We start from the raw sequence: 16,218 nt of genomic DNA, 5'->3' as shown, positions 1-16,218 counted from the left end.
TTTCTCATGCAGCCATTTCAACCGGAGATTTACATGGATTTGAACGCCGATTCTGTCGTCCACTACAAAGATGTCCTGATCGGGATACTCACCGCGTTCGGCGTCAAAATCATCGGCGCGATCCTTTTCTGGGTGGTTGGGCGCTGGTTGATCAGTTTTGCCGTGCGCATGGTGGAACGATCGCTGGAAAAACAGAAGCTGGATCCCACCGTGCTGCGTTACGTCGGCTCGATCATTACCGTCACGCTCAACGTGCTGCTGGTCATTGGTATTCTGGGGTATTTCGGGGTTCAGACCACAACCTTTGCGGCGTTGATTGCTGCGGCAGGTGTCGCCATTGGCCTGGCTTGGTCCGGTTTGCTGGCCAACTTTGCTGCAGGTGCATTCATCATTGTGCTGCGCCCGTTCAAGGTAGGTGATTTTGTGACGGTGGCTGGCATTACGGGTTCAATCAAGGAGATTGGCCTGTTTGTCACCGCCGTGAATACCCCGGACAACGTGCTCACGCTGATCGGGAATAACAAGATTTTTAGTGATGTCATCCAGAACTACACCGTGAACGAATTCCGCCGGGTTGATCTGAAAGCCCAACTGGCAGGTTCGACCGATCATGCTGCCGCCATTGCCTTGTTGAAGCAGAAAATCAGCGCGATTCCCAATGTGATTGCAGAACCGGCAGTAGATGTGGAAATCCTGGAGTTCAACCTGGTCGGCCCGGTGCTGGCCGTTCGTCCGTACTGCCATAACGACAATTACTGGCAGGTTTATTTTGATACCAACAAGACGATCCGCGAGAGCTTTGGCGAGGCCGGTTTTGCCGCGCCCATGCCGGCGCAGGCCGTGATCGTGCAGCAACAAGCCTGACTGACCGCCGTGAGGCGGTGATTCAGGTGGTACGGGCTGAGCCCGTACGGGGGAGTTTGCAGGGGCGGCATCAAAAAGAAAAAGACAGCGATGAACCATGCCAGGCGAGGGGCAGGGCATCGTTTTTTCTGTTCCGGTAACGAGTCATTCACCGGCGCGATGCTTCGCGCCTAGTGACCGCACCTGCAAATGCACAATGTGGCTGTCTTCCTCGCGCAGATGTGAAGGATGAACATGGCCAGTACAGAAGAAAACACCGGCAAGGGGCAAGCCGGAATCCATGAAGGATTATCGTCTACCCTGGATGACCTGCGTGCGCAGATCGAGCAATACCTGGAAAAAGGGTTAGACCCGGTCGGGCATGAACGCCTCCTGCACCGGATCGGCCAGTTGCATGACACCGGTGCAGGCTGGGTGGCGACTGGTGTGCGCTCGGCTGCCCAGTCGCTGGAGCGGCTGTACCACGAATACCAGAGCAGCCCGCCAGAAGCGCAGGGTGCAGCCCAACTCCGTCAGGGTGTGGATCATCTGGCACAGGCCATTGCTCATTTTCTGGCTTCCGGGCTGGAACATCTGACTGGCGCTATCCCCGGTGTCGCGCAACCGCCCGAGAACGTGGTGGTGATCAGTACGGATATGGTTTCGGCCGAGCTACTGGAAATTGAGTTGGCACTGCAATTGCCTGGCGCCCATGTCACGGTGCAAGCTGGATTGCCTGACCAATCGGTGGACCTGCTGTTTCTGGATCTGGACGATCAGGCCGCGCCGTTCGTAGCGCTGTCAGACTTTTTGCCCAACGGTGCTCGGGCACCGGCGCGGCTGGTTTGTTTGTCCAGCCACACCGATATCGCCACGCGACTTGTGGCGGCGCGGTTTAATGCCCAGGCATTTGTGCATAAGCCGATCCACCCGGGCGAACTGGCCGAACTGATTGCCCGACTGGAAGAAGAGCGCAAACACGCGGCCTATCGCATTCTTATTGTCGATGACGAACCCGATATCGCAGAGTACTACGCCGAAATCCTCCGTGAGGCCGGTATGGCGGTCGCGCTCGCCAACGGTCCGGTACAGATGTTTGAGAAGATTGCGCAGCTTAATCCGGAATTGATTGTGCTCGATCTGTACATGCTGGGCTGGAGCGGCCTGGAAATCGCCAGTGTGTTGCGTCAGCAGCCGGCCTATATGGGGGTGCCGATCGTCTTCCTGTCTTCTGAGCATGCTCAATCCAAACGGCTGGAGGCCATGCAGCGCGGGGCGGATGACTTTCTGGTCAAGCCGATCGAGCCCGATTATCTGGTCGCAGCCATCCGCACCCGCGCCTCCCGTTTTCGCCTGCTGCGCGAACAACATACGCGGGATGCGCTGACGGGCGTGCTGGGGCGGCAAGCCATTTTGCAATTGCTGGATATTGAAGCCGTCCGCTGCAAGCGCAATCAGCAACCACTCGCCGTGGTGATGCTGGATATCGACCGCATGCAACAGATCAACCAGGCCTTGGGGCACCAAAGCGGTGACCAGTTATTGCGCGCTTTGTGTGCCTTGTTGCGGCAGCGCCTGCGGGTGAGTGACGGTATCGGGCGCATCAAAGGTGGTTTGTTCTTGCTGGTACTGCCCGATATTGAACAGAGCGACGCGCTGGGGTTGATTGAGTCATTGCGTTTGCGCTTTGGCCAAACGGTGTTGCCCGGTCACCGGCTGGTGCAGCCGCCCGGATTCAGCGCGGGAGTGACCATCAAGCGGGTCTCCGAGACGATCCCGGCGTTGCTGGAACGCGCAGAGAACGCTCTGCATCAAGCTAAAACCGCAGGCGGCAACCGGGTCTATAGCCATTTTGAATGAGTGGTGGCTGCGGCAAAACAAAAGCCCCGCCGGTTTCCCGGTCGGGGCTTTTTCTTGTCAGCCTGCCTGAGCGATCAAGCCGGAACGGCTTGTTCGTCTTCTGCGAGCTTGAGTACCACCTTGTCGTCCTCATCCAGATCGATCGTCACCTCGCCGCCGTGCGCCAGTTTGCCGAACAAGAGTTCGTCAGCCAACGCCTTGCGGATGGTGTCCTGGATCAGGCGCGCCATCGGGCGTGCACCCATCAGCGGATCAAAGCCTTTCTCTGCCAGCATGTCTTTCAGTGCCGGCGTGAAGTGCGCTTCCACCTTCTTCTCTTGCAGTTGCAGTTCCAGTTGCATCAAGAACTTGTCCACCACCTGCAGGATGATCTCGTGGCTCAGCGGCGCAAACGAGATAGTCGCGTCCAGCCGGTTACGGAACTCCGGTGTAAACAGGCGCTTGATCTCCACCATTTCATCGCCGGTTTCTTTCTTGGCGGTGAAACCCATGATGGTCTTGTTCATGGCCTCAGCACCGGCATTGGTGGTCATGATCACGATCACGTTGCGGAAATCCGCCTTACGCCCGTTGTTATCGGTCAGCGTGCCGTGGTCCATCACCTGCAGCAGCACGTTGAAGATATCCGGGTGCGCCTTCTCGATTTCATCCAGCAACAGCACGGAGTAGGGGTGCTTGGTGACTTGCTCGGTCAGCAGACCGCCTTGCTCAAAACCCACATATCCCGGCGGTGCGCCGATCAAACGACTGACCGCATGACGTTCCATGTATTCGGACATATCAAAGCGGATCAGCTCGACACCCAGCGTATAAGCCAGTTGGCGTGCTACTTCGGTTTTGCCCACCCCGGTCGGGCCGGAGAACAAAAAGGCACCGATCGGTTTTTGCGGATTACCAAGACCGGCACGCGACATCTTGATTGCTGCGGACAGCGCATCAATGGCCGGATCTTGCCCGAACACCACACTCTTCAAGTCACGATCCAGCGTCTTCAAGGTGCTCTTGTCGTCGTTGGACACGCTCTTGGGCGGAATACGCGCAATCTTGGCCACGATTTCTTCGATCTCGGGCTTGCCAATGGTCTTCTTCTGCTTGGACTTGGGCAGAATCTTCTGCGCCGCGCCGGCTTCGTCAATGACGTCGATGGCTTTGTCCGGCAGATGACGATCGTTGATGTACTTGGCCGCCAGCTCTGCCGCAGCAGACAAGGCCGTGGCCGTGTACTTCACGGTGTGGTGTTTCTCGAACTTGTCTTTCAGGCCCTTGAGAATCTCGATGGTCTGCTCGACAGTCGGCTCCACCACGTCGATCTTCTGGAAGCGACGCGACAGCGCGTTGTCTTTTTCGAAGATACCGCGGTATTCCGTGTACGTGGTCGCACCAATGCACTTGAGCGTGCCGTTGGACAGCGCCGGCTTCAACAGATTGGACGCATCCAGCGTACCGCCCGAGGCCGCACCCGCACCGACCAGCGTGTGGATCTCGTCAATGAACAGAATGGCGTTACGTTCTTCGGTCAGTTGCTTGATCACCGCCTTGAGGCGTTGCTCAAAGTCGCCGCGATACTTGGTGCCAGCCAGCAACGCGCCCATGTCGAGTGCATAGACAGTAGCGTCCGCCAGAATATCCGGCACTTCGCCTTCCACAATCCGGCGAGCCAGACCTTCGGCAATGGCGGTCTTGCCCACACCGGCCTCGCCCACCAGCAACGGGTTGTTCTTGCGGCGACGGCACAGAATCTGCACCACGCGTTCCAGTTCGGAATCCCGGCCAATCAAAGGGTCGATCTTGCCGGCCAGCGCTTGCTGGTTCAGGTTCTGGGTAAAGTTCTCCAGCGCACCGCCAGGGCTGACCTCGGCGTCATGTTCTTCAGAGCCTTGATCCGAACGCGGCGGTTGCGATGCGTTCGGCGTGCTCTTGGTAATACCGTGGCTGATGAAATTGACCACATCCAGCCGCGTTACCCCTTGCTGATGCAGGAAATAAACGGCGTGACTGTCCTTCTCGCCAAAAATGGCGACAAGCACATTGGCACCGGTCACTTCTTTCTTGCCGGAAGACTGCACGTGCAAAATCGCACGCTGGATCACGCGTTGAAAACCAATGGTCGGCTGGGTTTCAACTTCACCCGTCCCGGAGACCACCGGCGTGTGTTCGGTGACAAAGTCCGACAACTGATGGCGCAACTCGTCCATGTTGGCGCCGCACGCACGCAGTACTTCTGCGGCGGAAGGGTTGTCGAGCAAGGCGAGCAGGAGGTGTTCCACGGTGATGTACTCGTGGCGCTTTTGTCTCGCCTCCATGAAAGCCATGTGCAGGCTGACTTCTAGTTCCTGGGCGATCATTCGTTTACCTCCATGATGCATTGGAGCGGGTGCTGATGTTGGCGGGCGTGCTCGGTAACCTGCGCCACTTTTGTGGCGGCGATGTCCTTGGGGAACACGCCGCAAATGCCTCGTCCTTCTGTATGGACTTTGAGCATAACCAGGGTTGCCTGTTCACGGTCCATCGTAAAAAAAGTTTGCAGAACGGCAACCACGAATTCCATAGGGGTGAAATCGTCGTTTAAAAGTACGACGCGGAACATGGAGGGAGGCCCGGCCCGGATCTCTTTCTCTACTAATTCCCGCTCTATTTGATGCTGTTGCGTCATAACTATCCAACCGTGTTTCATTTCTCATTTTGGCCCGGAACAGGGCTTTTTCAAGCGTTTCCTGGAAACAACAGTTTGCATCTTCCAGCTTTGGCTTGCTTGACCTCGCAAGTAAATATCGCGTAAAACGAATGCGCGTTTGATGGACAAGTTTCATGCTGTGCCGGTCTAACCCGCTGTACAGGTCTTGACTTCAAACCTCTGGTAATGCGTTAACTGTTAATCTTGGAGAAAGACCTAATATGGCAACCGGTACCGTCAAGTGGTTCAATGATTCCAAAGGCTTTGGCTTTATTACCCCGGACGAAGGCGGCGAGGACATCTTCGCTCACTTCTCCGCGATCAACATGCCAGGTTTCAAGACCCTGAAAGAAGGCCAGCGTGTTTCGTTTGAAGTTGCTCAAGGCCCGAAGGGCAAGCAAGCTGCAAACATCCAGACCGCCTGATCAGCTTCTTGCCTGATCATGAAACCCCGCCTCAGCGCGGGGTTTTCTGTTTTTCGGCCCTCACAAACTGTCTTCGTTCTGCCGTTCCACCTTGATACTGTAAATGGAGCGGGGGCGGAAAAATACAATAGCCTGCCGAATGTGTTCCCACGCCACACCTTTTTGGCGGGCATGAAAAAGCCCCACCAGGGTGGGGCTTTTGTGTGGCATGCTTGACCGAATCAGCGCTTACATGCGCTCGACGATCGCCTTGCCAAAGGCGGAGCAACTGACTTCCTGCGCGCCATCCATCAGGCGGGCAAAGTCGTAAGTCACGATCTTGTCCTTGATGGTCTTTTCCATGGCGCTGATGATCAGATCAGCGGCTTCCTTCCAGCCCATATGGCGCAGCATCATCTCTGCCGACAACAGCAGGGAACCCGGGTTGACCTTGTCCTGGCCGGCGTACTTCGGCGCCGTGCCGTGAGTGGCTTCAAAGCAAGCCACGTTGTCAGACAGGTTGGCACCCGGGGCAATACCGATACCGCCCACTTCTGCAGCCAGTGCGTCAGAAATGTAATCGCCGTTCAGGTTCAGCGTGGCGATCACATCGTATTCAGCCGGGCGCAGCAGGATCTGTTGCAGGAAGGCGTCAGCGATCACGTCTTTGATCACGATGCCGTTCGGCAGTTGTACCCACGGGCCGCCGTCGATCTCGACGCCACCGAACTCGCTCTTGGCCAGCTCATAACCCCAGGTACGGAACATGCCTTCCGTGAACTTCATGATGTTGCCCTTGTGGACAAGCGTCACGGATTTGCGGTTATTGTCGATGGCGTACTGGATGGCCTTGCGGACCAGACGCTCGGTGCCTTCCTTGCTGACCGGCTTGATGCCGATGCTGGACGATTCCGGGAAACGGATCTTCTTCACGCCCATTTCGGTCTGCAAGAACTCGATCACCTTGCGGGCGCCTTCAGACTGTGCATCCCACTCGATACCGGCGTAGATGTCTTCGGTGTTTTCACGGAAGATCACCATGTCGATCAGTTGCGGTTGCTTGACCGGGGAAGGCACGCCTTCAAAATAACGTACCGGGCGCAGGCACACGTACAGATCCAGTTGCTGGCGCAGGGCCACGTTCAGCGAGCGGATACCGCCGCCAACCGGCGTTGCCAGCGGGCCCTTGATGGACACCACGTACTCTTTGAGCGCTTCCAGCGTTTCCTGTGGCAGGTAAGTGTCGTTGCCGTAGATGCCGGCGGCCTTCTCACCACAGTAGATTTCCATCCAGTGGATCTTGCGGCTGCCGCCGTAGCTCTTGGCCACAGCTGCATCAACCACGTCTTTCATCACGGGGGTGATATCGGCGCCGATGCCATCACCTTCGATGAACGGGATAATGGGATTATCCGGCGTGGCGAGATTTGCAACGATCTTCGCGCCTTCTTTCGGTACTTGAATGTGGCTCATTAGGTACTTCCCATGCTTAAGATCAGGAAAACGCCGTGGCGTGGCTAACAAAAAGCGGCTGCCCGGTGATTTGGCGTGACGCGCGGTACAACCGGCTTGTGTTAGCCACTCTTGGTGGCGTGGGCAAGCTGCGATTATCGCGTGAACGGGGGCGAAAGCCAAGCGCAGCGGCATGTTTGCGCTGTACATCGCCGCAGAAGGTTAGAATGGCAGCATGAACAAACTGATTCTCTTTAACAAACCTTACGGCGTGATTTGCCAGTTCTCGGCCAGCCCGCCGCATGAATGTCTGGCTGATTACATTCCCGTCAAAGAGGTGTATGCCGCAGGCCGGCTGGATACCGACTCGGAAGGATTGTTGTTGCTTACCAATAATGGTGCATTGCAACACAAGATTGCCAATCCCAAACATAAATTACCCAAAATCTACTGGGTACAAGTTGAGGGTGAACCGGACGCCGCCGCACTGGCGCCACTGAAAAAGGGCGTGGACCTGGGCGATTTTATAACCCGGCCTGCCGGCGTGCGCCGCATACCAGAGCCCGCCGGCCTGTGGCCGCGCGTGCCGCCGATTCGCGAGCGCAAAAGCATCCCCACCAGCTGGCTGGAAATCACGATCAGCGAAGGTAAAAACCGTCAGGTACGACGCATGACCGCCAAAGTGGGTTTCCCGACTTTACGGCTGATTCGATATGCAATTGGCGAATACACCATTGCTGATCTGTTGCCCGGCCAATACCGTGAATTGCCGTTGGCAGGCAAATAAAACAAAGTTGTTTGTTGCGTTTTGCCGTAATTGATTCTGAAATAATTACCCGTAATCAGGATCGGCCGGCGCAATCGCGTTATATCCAGTTATATCCATATTCTTTCTGCCTTTGTGGCGCTAATTGCGGCGCAATGCATTGGCCAGATTGGTGCAGATAAGCGCAATCCGCCAATGGCAATATGGATATATCACGCCAGATTGTTTGCCGGCTAAAAAAACCGCTGGTTTTGTCATGCGCGGGTGCGCGGCCTGCAAGCAGAAAAGGGCCCCGCTGACGGGACAGCGCCGTTCGGGTAAAATCTCTTTTTGATTTCAGTGGTTTGCATGATGTTCAAGCCCAATGCCACCGTGGCCGCCGTGATCGAACGCGACGGCCGCTTTTTGTTTGTGCAGGAACGCATCCTGGGCGAACTCAAGCTCAATCAGCCGGCAGGTCACCTGGAGCAGCACGAGTCCATCGTTGCCGCTGCCGTGCGTGAAACGCTGGAAGAAACCGCGCACCACTTTGCGCCGCAATGGCTGACCGGCATCTACCAGTGGACCCCGCCCGAGCGCCCGCATCTGACCTATCTGCGCTTTGCCTTCACCGGAGACATCACCGGTTTTGAGGCAGATCGCCCGCTGGATGCGCCGATTGTACAAACCGTGTGGTTGACTCGGGACGAACTGGCCTCACGTAGTGATGAGCATCGCAGTCCGCTGGTGCTGGCCTGCGTGGATGATTATCTTGCCGGCCGGCGCTATCCGCTGGACATCCTGCAAGACTTTGACCGGAAGTAAACATGAAAGACAAGATTGTGGTGGGCCTGTCTGGCGGCGTGGATTCGTCCGTTACGGCGCACCTGTTACAGCAGCAAGGGTATGACGTTGTCGGCGTGTTCATGCAGAACTGGGAAGACGACAACAACGACGAGTATTGCTCGATCAAGGAAGACAGCATGGATGCCATCTCGGTGGCTGACCTGCTGAACATCGACATTGAACTCGTCAACTTTGCCAAAGAATACAAAGACCGCGTGTTCAGTTATTTCCTGGCGGAGTACTCGGCTGGCCGTACGCCCAACCCGGATATCCTGTGTAACAGCGAAATCAAATTCAAGTGTTTCCTGGATTACGCCATCAAGCTTGGCGGCGTGAAGATGGCGACTGGCCACTACGCCGCGAACCGCGTGCGTCCGGATGGCCGCACGGAGCTGATCCGGGCGGCGGACCAAAGCAAGGACCAGACCTACTTTCTGTACCGTTTGAGCCAGGAACAGGTCAGCCAGGCGGTGTTTCCGCTGGGCCAGCTGCAAAAGACCGAAGTGCGCGCCATCGCAGAACAGATCGCTCTGCCCAACGCCAGAAAAAAAGACAGCACCGGCATCTGCTTTATTGGCGAGCGCCCATTCCGCGAGTTCCTCAACCGTTATCTGCCCAAAGTGCCAGGCCTCATGGTCACGCCGGAAGGCCGCAAGGTGGGCGAACATATGGGCCTGATGTACTACACCATCGGTCAGCGTCAGGGCCTGGGCATCGGTGGGGAAGGCTTGCCCTGGTTTGTGGCAGGCAAAGATATGGAAAAGAACGAGTTGATCGTGGTGCAAGGGCATGATCACCCGCTCTTGCTCAAAAACGACCTGGTTGCGCTGGATTGCTCGTGGATTCTGGGCGAAACCCCTGCGCCGGGCCGCTATACCGCCAAGACGCGTTATCGCCAGCAAGATGCTGCGTGTACGCTGGCCGTGATTGATGGCGGCGTAAAGCTGACATTTGATGAGCCGCAATGGGCCATGACGCCTGGCCAGTCGATGGTGCTGTATGACGGCGACGTGTGTATGGGCGGCGGGATTATCCAGTAACGCCGCTCCGGCACCGTGCAGCAAAACAAAAGGCCACCGCGAAGGTGGCCTTTTTCATGACAGACAGATTGACTTACTTGCTGCCCGCGGCAGGTTTGCTGGCCGGTGCCTTGACGGCCGGTGTGCCGCCGGTGGCATCAGACACCGCATGCTGCACTTGTTCCCAAGGCAGCGGTACATCAACACCATTGAGGATGAACTTGCCGTTTTCCAGTGAAGCCGTGGCCGCCACGGTGTCACCATCCACGCGGATCAGTTTCTGATCGGCCATGCGATCAAGCTGGCCTTCCACAAACTGGCCGGCGAGGTAATCCAGATCCGCCTGCGACACGCCATTGTCGGCATTGCCAAACATATTGCGCGCCTGCCAGGTCACCACCGTCGAGATCACCTTGCGCGGCACATTGAAGTCCGCCTTGGCAACGAGCTTGCGCATGAACACCACCGGCTGATCCAGGTCTTCCGGCTTGAAGCCGTGCAGACCTACTTCACCCGACAGATGAATGCTGCTATCTGGCAGTTTGATATCCAGATGGCGGATCGCCAGATGCGGATCATGCGTTAGCAGCGGCATGCCCTGGGTCTTGGCCAGTTTGACCAGTTCAGTGGTCAATTGGTCGCGGCTCAGTTGCTGCTTTTGCAAACGGTTGAATTCATCACCCAGGCGGGCCAGCGTCGGGCCGTGCAGGTGATTGGCTTCTGCCAGCAGTTCAGCCGGGCCATAAGGCTGATCATTGAGTGTGAGCTTGTCGAGGCGGAACAGCGCGCTACCATCCACCAACTCGCCGTTCTCGGACAGCTTGCCGTCGTAGGAGACGTTCTGCAGCGCCACCTTGAAGGGCGCATCACCCGGCATGTCCAGATTGAAGCTATCAATCTTTGCCGTCGACTCGCCAATCATCAGACCGGTCTTGCCACGGACATGGTCGACCGTGAAGGTCAGGCCATTCAGGCTGAAGTTGCCCTTGCCCTTGGCTTCACCCGACAGCCCTGGGGCCTCGGCATTGAGTTTGACCCGATTGAAATCGCCGCCGTAATCCAGCGTGGCGTTCAGCCCTTGCCACTTGGCCTTGACGCCAGAAATGGCCTCTTCGTAATCAAAAGCCGGCACCTTGATGGTGATGACGCCATCGTCATTGAAGCTGATGCGGTTTTCGATGTTGATGGGCTTTTGCGTGCCAAAAAACCGGGTCAGGAATTTCTGGGTTTCCGGCGCAAACTCAAACTCGGTGGTGACCACGGCCTTGTACGGGTGCGGATTGCCACGCGTGAACAGGAGCGGCAGCGGACCGTGCTGGATATTCTGCGTATACGTCACTTCAAACGTCGGCAGCGGCTCGCCTTCCTTTTCCAGGAAAAAGCGATACATCTGCGGATTGATCTGCAACGTGGTCTTTTCAGTGGATGAGAACCAGCCGCGGTGATACTCGCGGTTTTTCACGATGAAATAGGGCAGGTTGGAGAGCCACTGGTTCTGCTTGTCGAGCGTGTCTTGCACAGAGCGACCAGCCTTCCATGAGCCGCCCACGTAAGCGACGCCCAGCAGCACAACGGTCAGCGTGCTGGCAACCAGTACTTTGCGTTTCACCGGGTAAATCTCCCCTTGTTGCGATCAGTGCCGGCGGCTCATCGGCCGCCAGCTATGCGAGTATTACCGCGTCTGTAGCTCAGATGCGGTTGGCCAGCGCCACTGCGGTACCCAGGTAGGTCCACGGGGTCAGCGCTTTGAGCCGGGTTTTTTCAGATTCCGGAATAGCCAGACCATCGATAAAGACGGCCAGCGCTTCCTTGGTAATGCCACTCTTGCCGCGGGTCAGTTCCTTGAGTTGCTCGTACGGGTTAGGCACCCCGTAGCGGCGCATCACGGTCTGGATCGGCTCAGCCAGCACTTCCCAGTTATCGTTCAGATCGTCCAGCATGGCTTGACGATCAGCCAGCAACTTGTTCAGACCCTTCAAGCAAGAAACATAACCCAGTTGAGCGTAACCGACACCCACGCCCATATTACGCAGTACGGTAGAGTCAGTCAGGTCACGTTGCCAGCGCGAAATCGGCAATTTTTGCGACAGGTGCGTCAACATGGCATTGGCCAGGCCGAGGTTACCTTCCGCGTTTTCGAAGTCAATCGGGTTGACCTTATGCGGCATGGTCGAGCTACCCACTTCGTTCTTGTTCACGCGCTGCTTGAAGAAGCCCAGCGAGATATAACCCCAGATGTCCCGGTTCAGGTCGATCAGGATGGTATTGACGCGGGCCACCGAATCAAACAGTTCGCTCATGTAGTCATGCGGTTCAATCTGGATGGTGTACGGATTGAACGTCAGACCGAGACTTTCGACGAAGCTGCGGCAGAATTGTTCCCAGTCGATGTCCGGATAGGCCGACAGGTGCGCATTGTAGTTGCCCACGGCACCATTGATCTTGCCCAGGACCTCGATCTTCTCCAGACGGGCCAGCTGGCGCTCCAGACGGTAAGCCACGTTGGCCATTTCTTTACCCATGGTGGTCGGCGTGGCCGGTTGACCATGGGTACGGCTCATCATGGCCGCGTCGGCCAGTTCATGCGCCAGGTCTTTGAGCTTGGCGACGATTTCGCGAATCTTGGGCAGGGTGACGGCATCGCGCGCGGACTTGAGCATCAGCCCGTGCGAGAGGTTGTTGATGTCTTCAGACGTGCAGGCAAAGTGAATGAACTCGCTGGCGGCAGACACTTCATGGTTGCCGGACAGACGTTCTTTCAGCCAGTACTCCACGGCCTTCACGTCATGGTTGGTGGTGCGTTCAATGGTTTTGACTTCCAGCGCGTGCTCTGGCGAGAACTGCGCTACCACCTGATCCAGTTCTGCAATCGTCGCGGCGGAAAAGGGGGCAATCTCTGCAAGAGCAGCATCGGCGGCCAGCGCTTTCAGCCACGCAATCTCTACCGTGACACGGTGTTTGATCAGCGCGTACTCGCTGAAATACGGACGCAAGTCGGCCAGTTGCTTTTCGTAACGGCCGTCGAGAGGGGAAAGCGCGGTCAGTGCAGAGAGATCCATATCGGTGAGGGCTAGCCAAGCAGTTGAATCGAAGCGCGAAATTTTAACACACCCGCGCGACAAGCTCCTGGCTGCTTACAGGTGGCAGTTTTTGGTGGATGTAAAAAGTTGCGCGGGGTGAGCGCGCCTGCCAAAAGCATACGGTTTGTTGCTGTTGCTGTTGCTGTTGCTGTTGTTGTTTTTGACTTTCCTCCCCCATCAAAGCCAAGCGCCGAAGGAGTGGAGGGAGACCCCAGGCTCCCGACCGACTGAGGGAAGCCCGGAGGGCCGCCAGGTTGGGGTCGCCTTTCTTTGGTTCCTTTCTTTGGCGAAGCAAAGAAAGGAACGTGCTCCCGCCACCGCGGGTATCAAATGTGTTTAAAACTCGCGCCGTCAGGCGCTAACAGCTGTTCAAGGTTTTGCGCCGGAGCCCAAGCATGCATCGCAGCTGGATTCCGGCTCAAGGCCGGAATGACGAGTCAATGGAATGGATAAGTACGGCAGTCCTTGCCACAACCGTTGCAGCTGGGTTCCCGCCTCCGCGGGAATGACGAGTTAGTGGGACAGGAATCGCATCCTTCCCCTTGCAAATATTGCTGCTGGATTCCGGCGCAAGGGGGCCGCCGAGGACCGGAATGACGACTGCAATTCTGGCAATCGGCCAAATCTCCTACCGTAAAGCAGCCCGACTGTTGCGCCTGTTGTGCTCAACTGACCAGTATGGGTGACACGCGCCCCGCCAGCGGTTAAAAATGGCAATACAAGAAAAGCCCGACGCTGTACTCACAAAAATCGTGGATGGATGAGCCTATGGAAAAAATCACCAACATTTCGCCAGACTGGCAAAAATGGATACTGGATAACCTGGCGCGAGGCTGTACTGCGCAGTCGTTGATTGATGTGATGGTCGAGAAAAATTTCGACCCCATGTTCGCCAGCGCAATCGTGTTTCATTTCTCCACCGCGCACAAAGGCAGCGGCGGCCCCGTGGCGGTAGCGCAACTGGCTGCCCAGCCGGCGGCCAACAGCATCAAGGATAAAGTTCAGACCAACAGCAATACCTACAGCTACGAAGCACCGCGCTTCAAGCCAGGCAACTTTATCCATACCCACGACCGTGTCGTCCAGGTAATGGGCCGGGTGGAGAAGCCTTACATTGCTGTGCTTGATAATGTCCTTAGCCATGAAGAATGTGATGAGCTGATCCGGCTCTCGCAGGCCCGGCTCAAGCGCTCCACCATCGTGGACCCCACGACAGGCAAGGACGCGGTGATTGAAGAGCGCACCAGTTTTGGCACCTTCTTTCATGTGAACGAGAACGAATTCATTGCCCGCCTGGATAGGCGCATTGCCGAAGTGATGAACTGGCCGGTGGAAAACGGTGAGGGTCTGCAAATCCTCAATTACAAAGTGGGTGGCGAGTACAAACCGCACTTTGATTACTTCCCGGAGCATGACCCGGGTAGCAAGGTGCATCTGAACAACGGCGGTCAGCGCGTTTCTACGCTGGTGATGTATCTGAACGACGTGGAAGAAGGCGGGGCGACGGTTTTCCCGGAGTTGGGCATGACCGTGGGGCCGAAGAAAGGGGCTGCGGTGTATTTTGAGTACACCAACAGCAAGAACCAGGTTGATCCGATGACCTTGCATGGTGGTATGCCGGTGCTGCAGGGGGAGAAGTGGATTGCGACGAAGTGGATGCGGCAACGTAAATTTGGTTGAGTAATGGCAGGCAGATAAAAAAACGGAGCGTAGCGCTCCGTTTTTTTATTGCAGTTGTTGTTGGGGTTGCTGTTGATTTTCTTTCCCCATTAAAGCCCAGCGCCGAAGGAGTGGAGGGAGACCTGAGGCTCCCGACCGACTGAGGGAAGCCCGGAGGGCCGCCAAGCCAGGGTCGCCTTTCTTTGCTTACTTTCTTTGGGGCCGCCGAGGTGGCGAAGCAAGTTGCACGATAAATGTGTACTGCAAATTAGGGTGCTCCGGCCACCGCCGGTATCAAAATGCGTTTAATGCTGCGCCGTAAGGCGCTAACAGCAGTTCAAGGTTTTACGGCGATCTAAGGTGGATTGTCGCGTTGCTCCGAATCCACCCTACTTTGGTGCCTGGGTAGATGATCACCCCAACGCCTTACCAATCCGCTCCAGTGCCTTTTGCAGATTCTGCATGCTGGTGGCAAACGAGATCCGAAAGTACCCCTCAGCGCCAAATGCTGAACCGGGAACCACCGCGACGTCTTGTGTTTCCAGCAGGTACGCCCCCAACGCCATATCGTTGGCTTCGGCGATCTTGCCCTCTGCGTGTAACTGCTGGATCGCCACACGGGCATCAACAAAGGCGTAGAACGCCCCACCAGCTTGCAGACATTTCAGGCCGGGAATGCGGTTGAAGGTATCGACCACAAAACGATGCCGTTCGTTGAACGCCGCCAGCATGGGTTTGATGCAATCCTGGCTGCCAATCAGCGCGGCTTCGGCCGCCACTTGCGAGATCGAGGTCGGGTTGGAGGTCGATTGCGACTGGATATTCTCCATCGCCTTGATCAACCGTGCCGGGCCGCCCGCGTAGCCAATCCGCCAGCCCGTCATGGAATACGCCTTGGACACGCCATTGAGCAGAATGGTCTGTTCGTACAGTTCCGGGCAGGCATTCAGGATGTTGTAAAAGCGCGTGTCGCCCAGCATCACGTGTTCATACATGTCGTCCGACGCAATCAGGATGTCGGGATGTTTTTTCAGCACCTCGCCCAGCGCCTTGAGTTCATCCAGCGTGTACACCGCGCCAGTGGGGTTGGAGGGGCTGTTGAGCACCAGCAGGCGGGTTTTGGGGGTGATGGCCGCTTCCAGTTGGGCGGCGGTCAGCTTGAAACCTTGTTCGATGCCACATGCCACAATCACCGGCTTGCCTTCGGCAATCAGCACGATATCCGGATAAGACACCCAATACGGCGCAGGGATAATCACCTCATCACCGGGGTTGATATAGGCCTGGCACAGGTTGAAAAAGCTCTGTTTGCCGCCCACAGAAACCAGAATCTGGTTGGTGGCGTAGTCCACCCCGTTGTCGCGGCGAAATTTCTCGATGATGGCCTTTTTCAGACCGGGTGTGCCGGATACCGGGGTGTACTTGGTGAAGCCCTTGTGGATGGCTTCAATGGCCGCTGCCTTGATGTGATCCGGCGTATCAAAGTCGGGCTCGCCTGCGGCCAGCGCAATCACGTCACGGCCTTCCGCCTTCAGTTTGCCTGCCTTGGCCGTAATGGCCAGCGTGGGAGATTCCTTGATGGCCAGTACGCGGTGGGAGAGCTGCACGATTTGATCCTTTCAGGATGCATGAGAAC

13 protein-coding genes are annotated in these 16,218 nt (G+C 56.7%); 7 read left to right on the top strand and 6 right to left on the bottom strand.

Annotated elements, in window-relative coordinates:
• Nucleotides 1-33 precede the first annotated feature (33 nt).
• Both HNQ50_RS09030 and HNQ50_RS09025 read left to right on the top strand, forming a co-directional pair.
• Nucleotides 34-864 carry a mechanosensitive ion channel family protein gene (locus HNQ50_RS09030; protein WP_184099744.1) on the top strand — a complete coding sequence of 277 codons (831 nt, stop codon included), beginning with the start codon at nt 34-36 and terminating at the stop codon, nt 862-864.
• A gap of 234 nt (nt 865-1,098) precedes the next feature.
• Nucleotides 1,099-2,703 carry a response regulator gene (locus HNQ50_RS09025; RefSeq protein WP_184099742.1) on the top strand — a complete coding sequence of 535 codons (1,605 nt, stop codon included), beginning with the start codon at nt 1,099-1,101 and terminating at the stop codon, nt 2,701-2,703.
• A gap of 74 nt (nt 2,704-2,777) precedes the next feature.
• Here HNQ50_RS09025 and clpA read toward each other — a convergent pair whose 3' ends face one another.
• Both clpA and clpS read right to left on the bottom strand, forming a co-directional pair.
• Nucleotides 2,778-5,048 (bottom strand): ATP-dependent Clp protease ATP-binding subunit ClpA, encoded by a 2,271-nt coding sequence (clpA, locus tag HNQ50_RS09020; RefSeq protein WP_184099740.1) that lies wholly within the window; start codon nt 5,046-5,048, stop codon nt 2,778-2,780.
• Nucleotides 5,045-5,356, bottom strand: a complete 312-nt coding sequence (gene clpS, locus HNQ50_RS09015; RefSeq protein WP_184099738.1) for an ATP-dependent Clp protease adapter ClpS — start codon at nt 5,354-5,356, stop codon at nt 5,045-5,047. The genes clpA and clpS overlap by 4 nt, the downstream gene beginning before the upstream one ends.
• Nucleotides 5,357-5,598: 242 nt before the next feature.
• Between clpS and HNQ50_RS09010 the strand changes: the two genes are divergently transcribed.
• Entirely contained in the window at nt 5,599-5,802 is a 204-nt protein-coding gene (locus HNQ50_RS09010) for a cold-shock protein (protein ID WP_018748498.1), read from the top strand.
• Nucleotides 5,803-6,030: 228 nt separating this feature from the next.
• Here HNQ50_RS09010 and icd read toward each other — a convergent pair whose 3' ends face one another.
• Complete coding sequence (icd, locus tag HNQ50_RS09005; RefSeq protein WP_184099736.1) at nt 6,031-7,254, bottom strand: NADP-dependent isocitrate dehydrogenase; 1,224 nt, start codon at nt 7,252-7,254, stop codon at nt 6,031-6,033.
• A 214-nt stretch (nt 7,255-7,468) separates the two neighbouring features.
• Here icd and HNQ50_RS09000 point away from each other — a divergent pair, with 214 nt between their 5' ends.
• The 3 genes from HNQ50_RS09000 to mnmA all read left to right on the top strand — a co-directional run bounded on the left by HNQ50_RS09000 (nt 7,469) and on the right by mnmA (nt 9,864).
• Nucleotides 7,469-8,020, top strand: a complete 552-nt coding sequence (locus tag HNQ50_RS09000) for an rRNA large subunit pseudouridine synthase E (RefSeq protein WP_184099734.1) — start codon at nt 7,469-7,471, stop codon at nt 8,018-8,020.
• A 327-nt stretch (nt 8,021-8,347) separates the two neighbouring features.
• A complete protein-coding gene (locus HNQ50_RS08995) occupies nt 8,348-8,803 on the top strand; it encodes an NUDIX hydrolase (protein WP_246428640.1) in 456 nt (151 codons plus the stop codon).
• Between the two features lie 2 nt (nt 8,804-8,805).
• Nucleotides 8,806-9,864 (top strand): tRNA 2-thiouridine(34) synthase MnmA, encoded by a 1,059-nt coding sequence (gene mnmA / locus HNQ50_RS08990; RefSeq protein ID WP_184099733.1) that lies wholly within the window; start codon nt 8,806-8,808, stop codon nt 9,862-9,864.
• 73 nt (nt 9,865-9,937) lie between these two features.
• On the opposite strand, the gene HNQ50_RS08985 is transcribed toward mnmA, so the two are convergent.
• Both HNQ50_RS08985 and purB read right to left on the bottom strand, forming a co-directional pair.
• Complete coding sequence (locus HNQ50_RS08985) at nt 9,938-11,452, bottom strand: YdgA family protein (RefSeq protein WP_184099731.1); 1,515 nt, start codon at nt 11,450-11,452, stop codon at nt 9,938-9,940.
• A 79-nt stretch (nt 11,453-11,531) separates the two neighbouring features.
• Nucleotides 11,532-12,902 carry an adenylosuccinate lyase gene (purB, locus tag HNQ50_RS08980; protein ID WP_184099729.1) on the bottom strand — a complete coding sequence of 457 codons (1,371 nt, stop codon included), beginning with the start codon at nt 12,900-12,902 and terminating at the stop codon, nt 11,532-11,534.
• Nucleotides 12,903-13,691: 789 nt separating this feature from the next.
• Between purB and HNQ50_RS08975 the strand changes: the two genes are divergently transcribed.
• Nucleotides 13,692-14,603 (top strand): 2OG-Fe(II) oxygenase, encoded by a 912-nt coding sequence (locus HNQ50_RS08975; RefSeq protein ID WP_184099727.1) that lies wholly within the window; start codon nt 13,692-13,694, stop codon nt 14,601-14,603.
• Between the two features lie 392 nt (nt 14,604-14,995).
• On the opposite strand, the gene HNQ50_RS08970 is transcribed toward HNQ50_RS08975, so the two are convergent.
• Nucleotides 14,996-16,189: a pyridoxal phosphate-dependent aminotransferase gene (locus tag HNQ50_RS08970; protein WP_184099725.1), complete on the bottom strand. Its 1,194-nt coding sequence runs from the start codon at nt 16,187-16,189 to the stop codon at nt 14,996-14,998.
• Between the last annotated feature and the right edge of the window lie 29 nt (nt 16,190-16,218).

Origin of the sequence: Silvimonas terrae (genome assembly GCF_014202765.1) — a bacterium.
GTDB classification, from domain to species: domain Bacteria; phylum Pseudomonadota; class Gammaproteobacteria; order Burkholderiales; family Chitinibacteraceae; genus Silvimonas; species Silvimonas terrae.
The sequence above is the reverse complement of the archived record's forward strand: the minus strand, read 5'-3'. Positions and strand labels throughout refer to the sequence as shown.

What these genes read in the sequence shown, in the direction of transcription:
- HNQ50_RS09030 (WP_184099744.1), top strand. Translation starts at nt 34, where the DNA reads ATGGATTTGAACGCCGATTCTGTCGTCCACTACAAAGATGTCCTGATC.
- HNQ50_RS09025 (WP_184099742.1), top strand. Translation starts at nt 1,099, where the DNA reads ATGGCCAGTACAGAAGAAAACACCGGCAAGGGGCAAGCCGGAATCCAT.
- clpA (WP_184099740.1), bottom strand. Translation starts at nt 5,048, where the DNA reads ATGATCGCCCAGGAACTAGAAGTCAGCCTGCACATGGCTTTCATGGAG.
- clpS (WP_184099738.1), bottom strand. Translation starts at nt 5,356, where the DNA reads ATGACGCAACAGCATCAAATAGAGCGGGAATTAGTAGAGAAAGAGATC.
- HNQ50_RS09010 (WP_018748498.1), top strand. Translation starts at nt 5,599, where the DNA reads ATGGCAACCGGTACCGTCAAGTGGTTCAATGATTCCAAAGGCTTTGGC.
- icd (WP_184099736.1), bottom strand. Translation starts at nt 7,254, where the DNA reads ATGAGCCACATTCAAGTACCGAAAGAAGGCGCGAAGATCGTTGCAAAT.
- HNQ50_RS09000 (WP_184099734.1), top strand. Translation starts at nt 7,469, where the DNA reads ATGAACAAACTGATTCTCTTTAACAAACCTTACGGCGTGATTTGCCAG.
- HNQ50_RS08995 (WP_246428640.1), top strand. Translation starts at nt 8,348, where the DNA reads ATGATGTTCAAGCCCAATGCCACCGTGGCCGCCGTGATCGAACGCGAC.
- mnmA (WP_184099733.1), top strand. Translation starts at nt 8,806, where the DNA reads ATGAAAGACAAGATTGTGGTGGGCCTGTCTGGCGGCGTGGATTCGTCC.
- purB (WP_184099729.1), bottom strand. Translation starts at nt 12,902, where the DNA reads ATGGATCTCTCTGCACTGACCGCGCTTTCCCCTCTCGACGGCCGTTAC.
- HNQ50_RS08975 (WP_184099727.1), top strand. Translation starts at nt 13,692, where the DNA reads ATGGAAAAAATCACCAACATTTCGCCAGACTGGCAAAAATGGATACTG.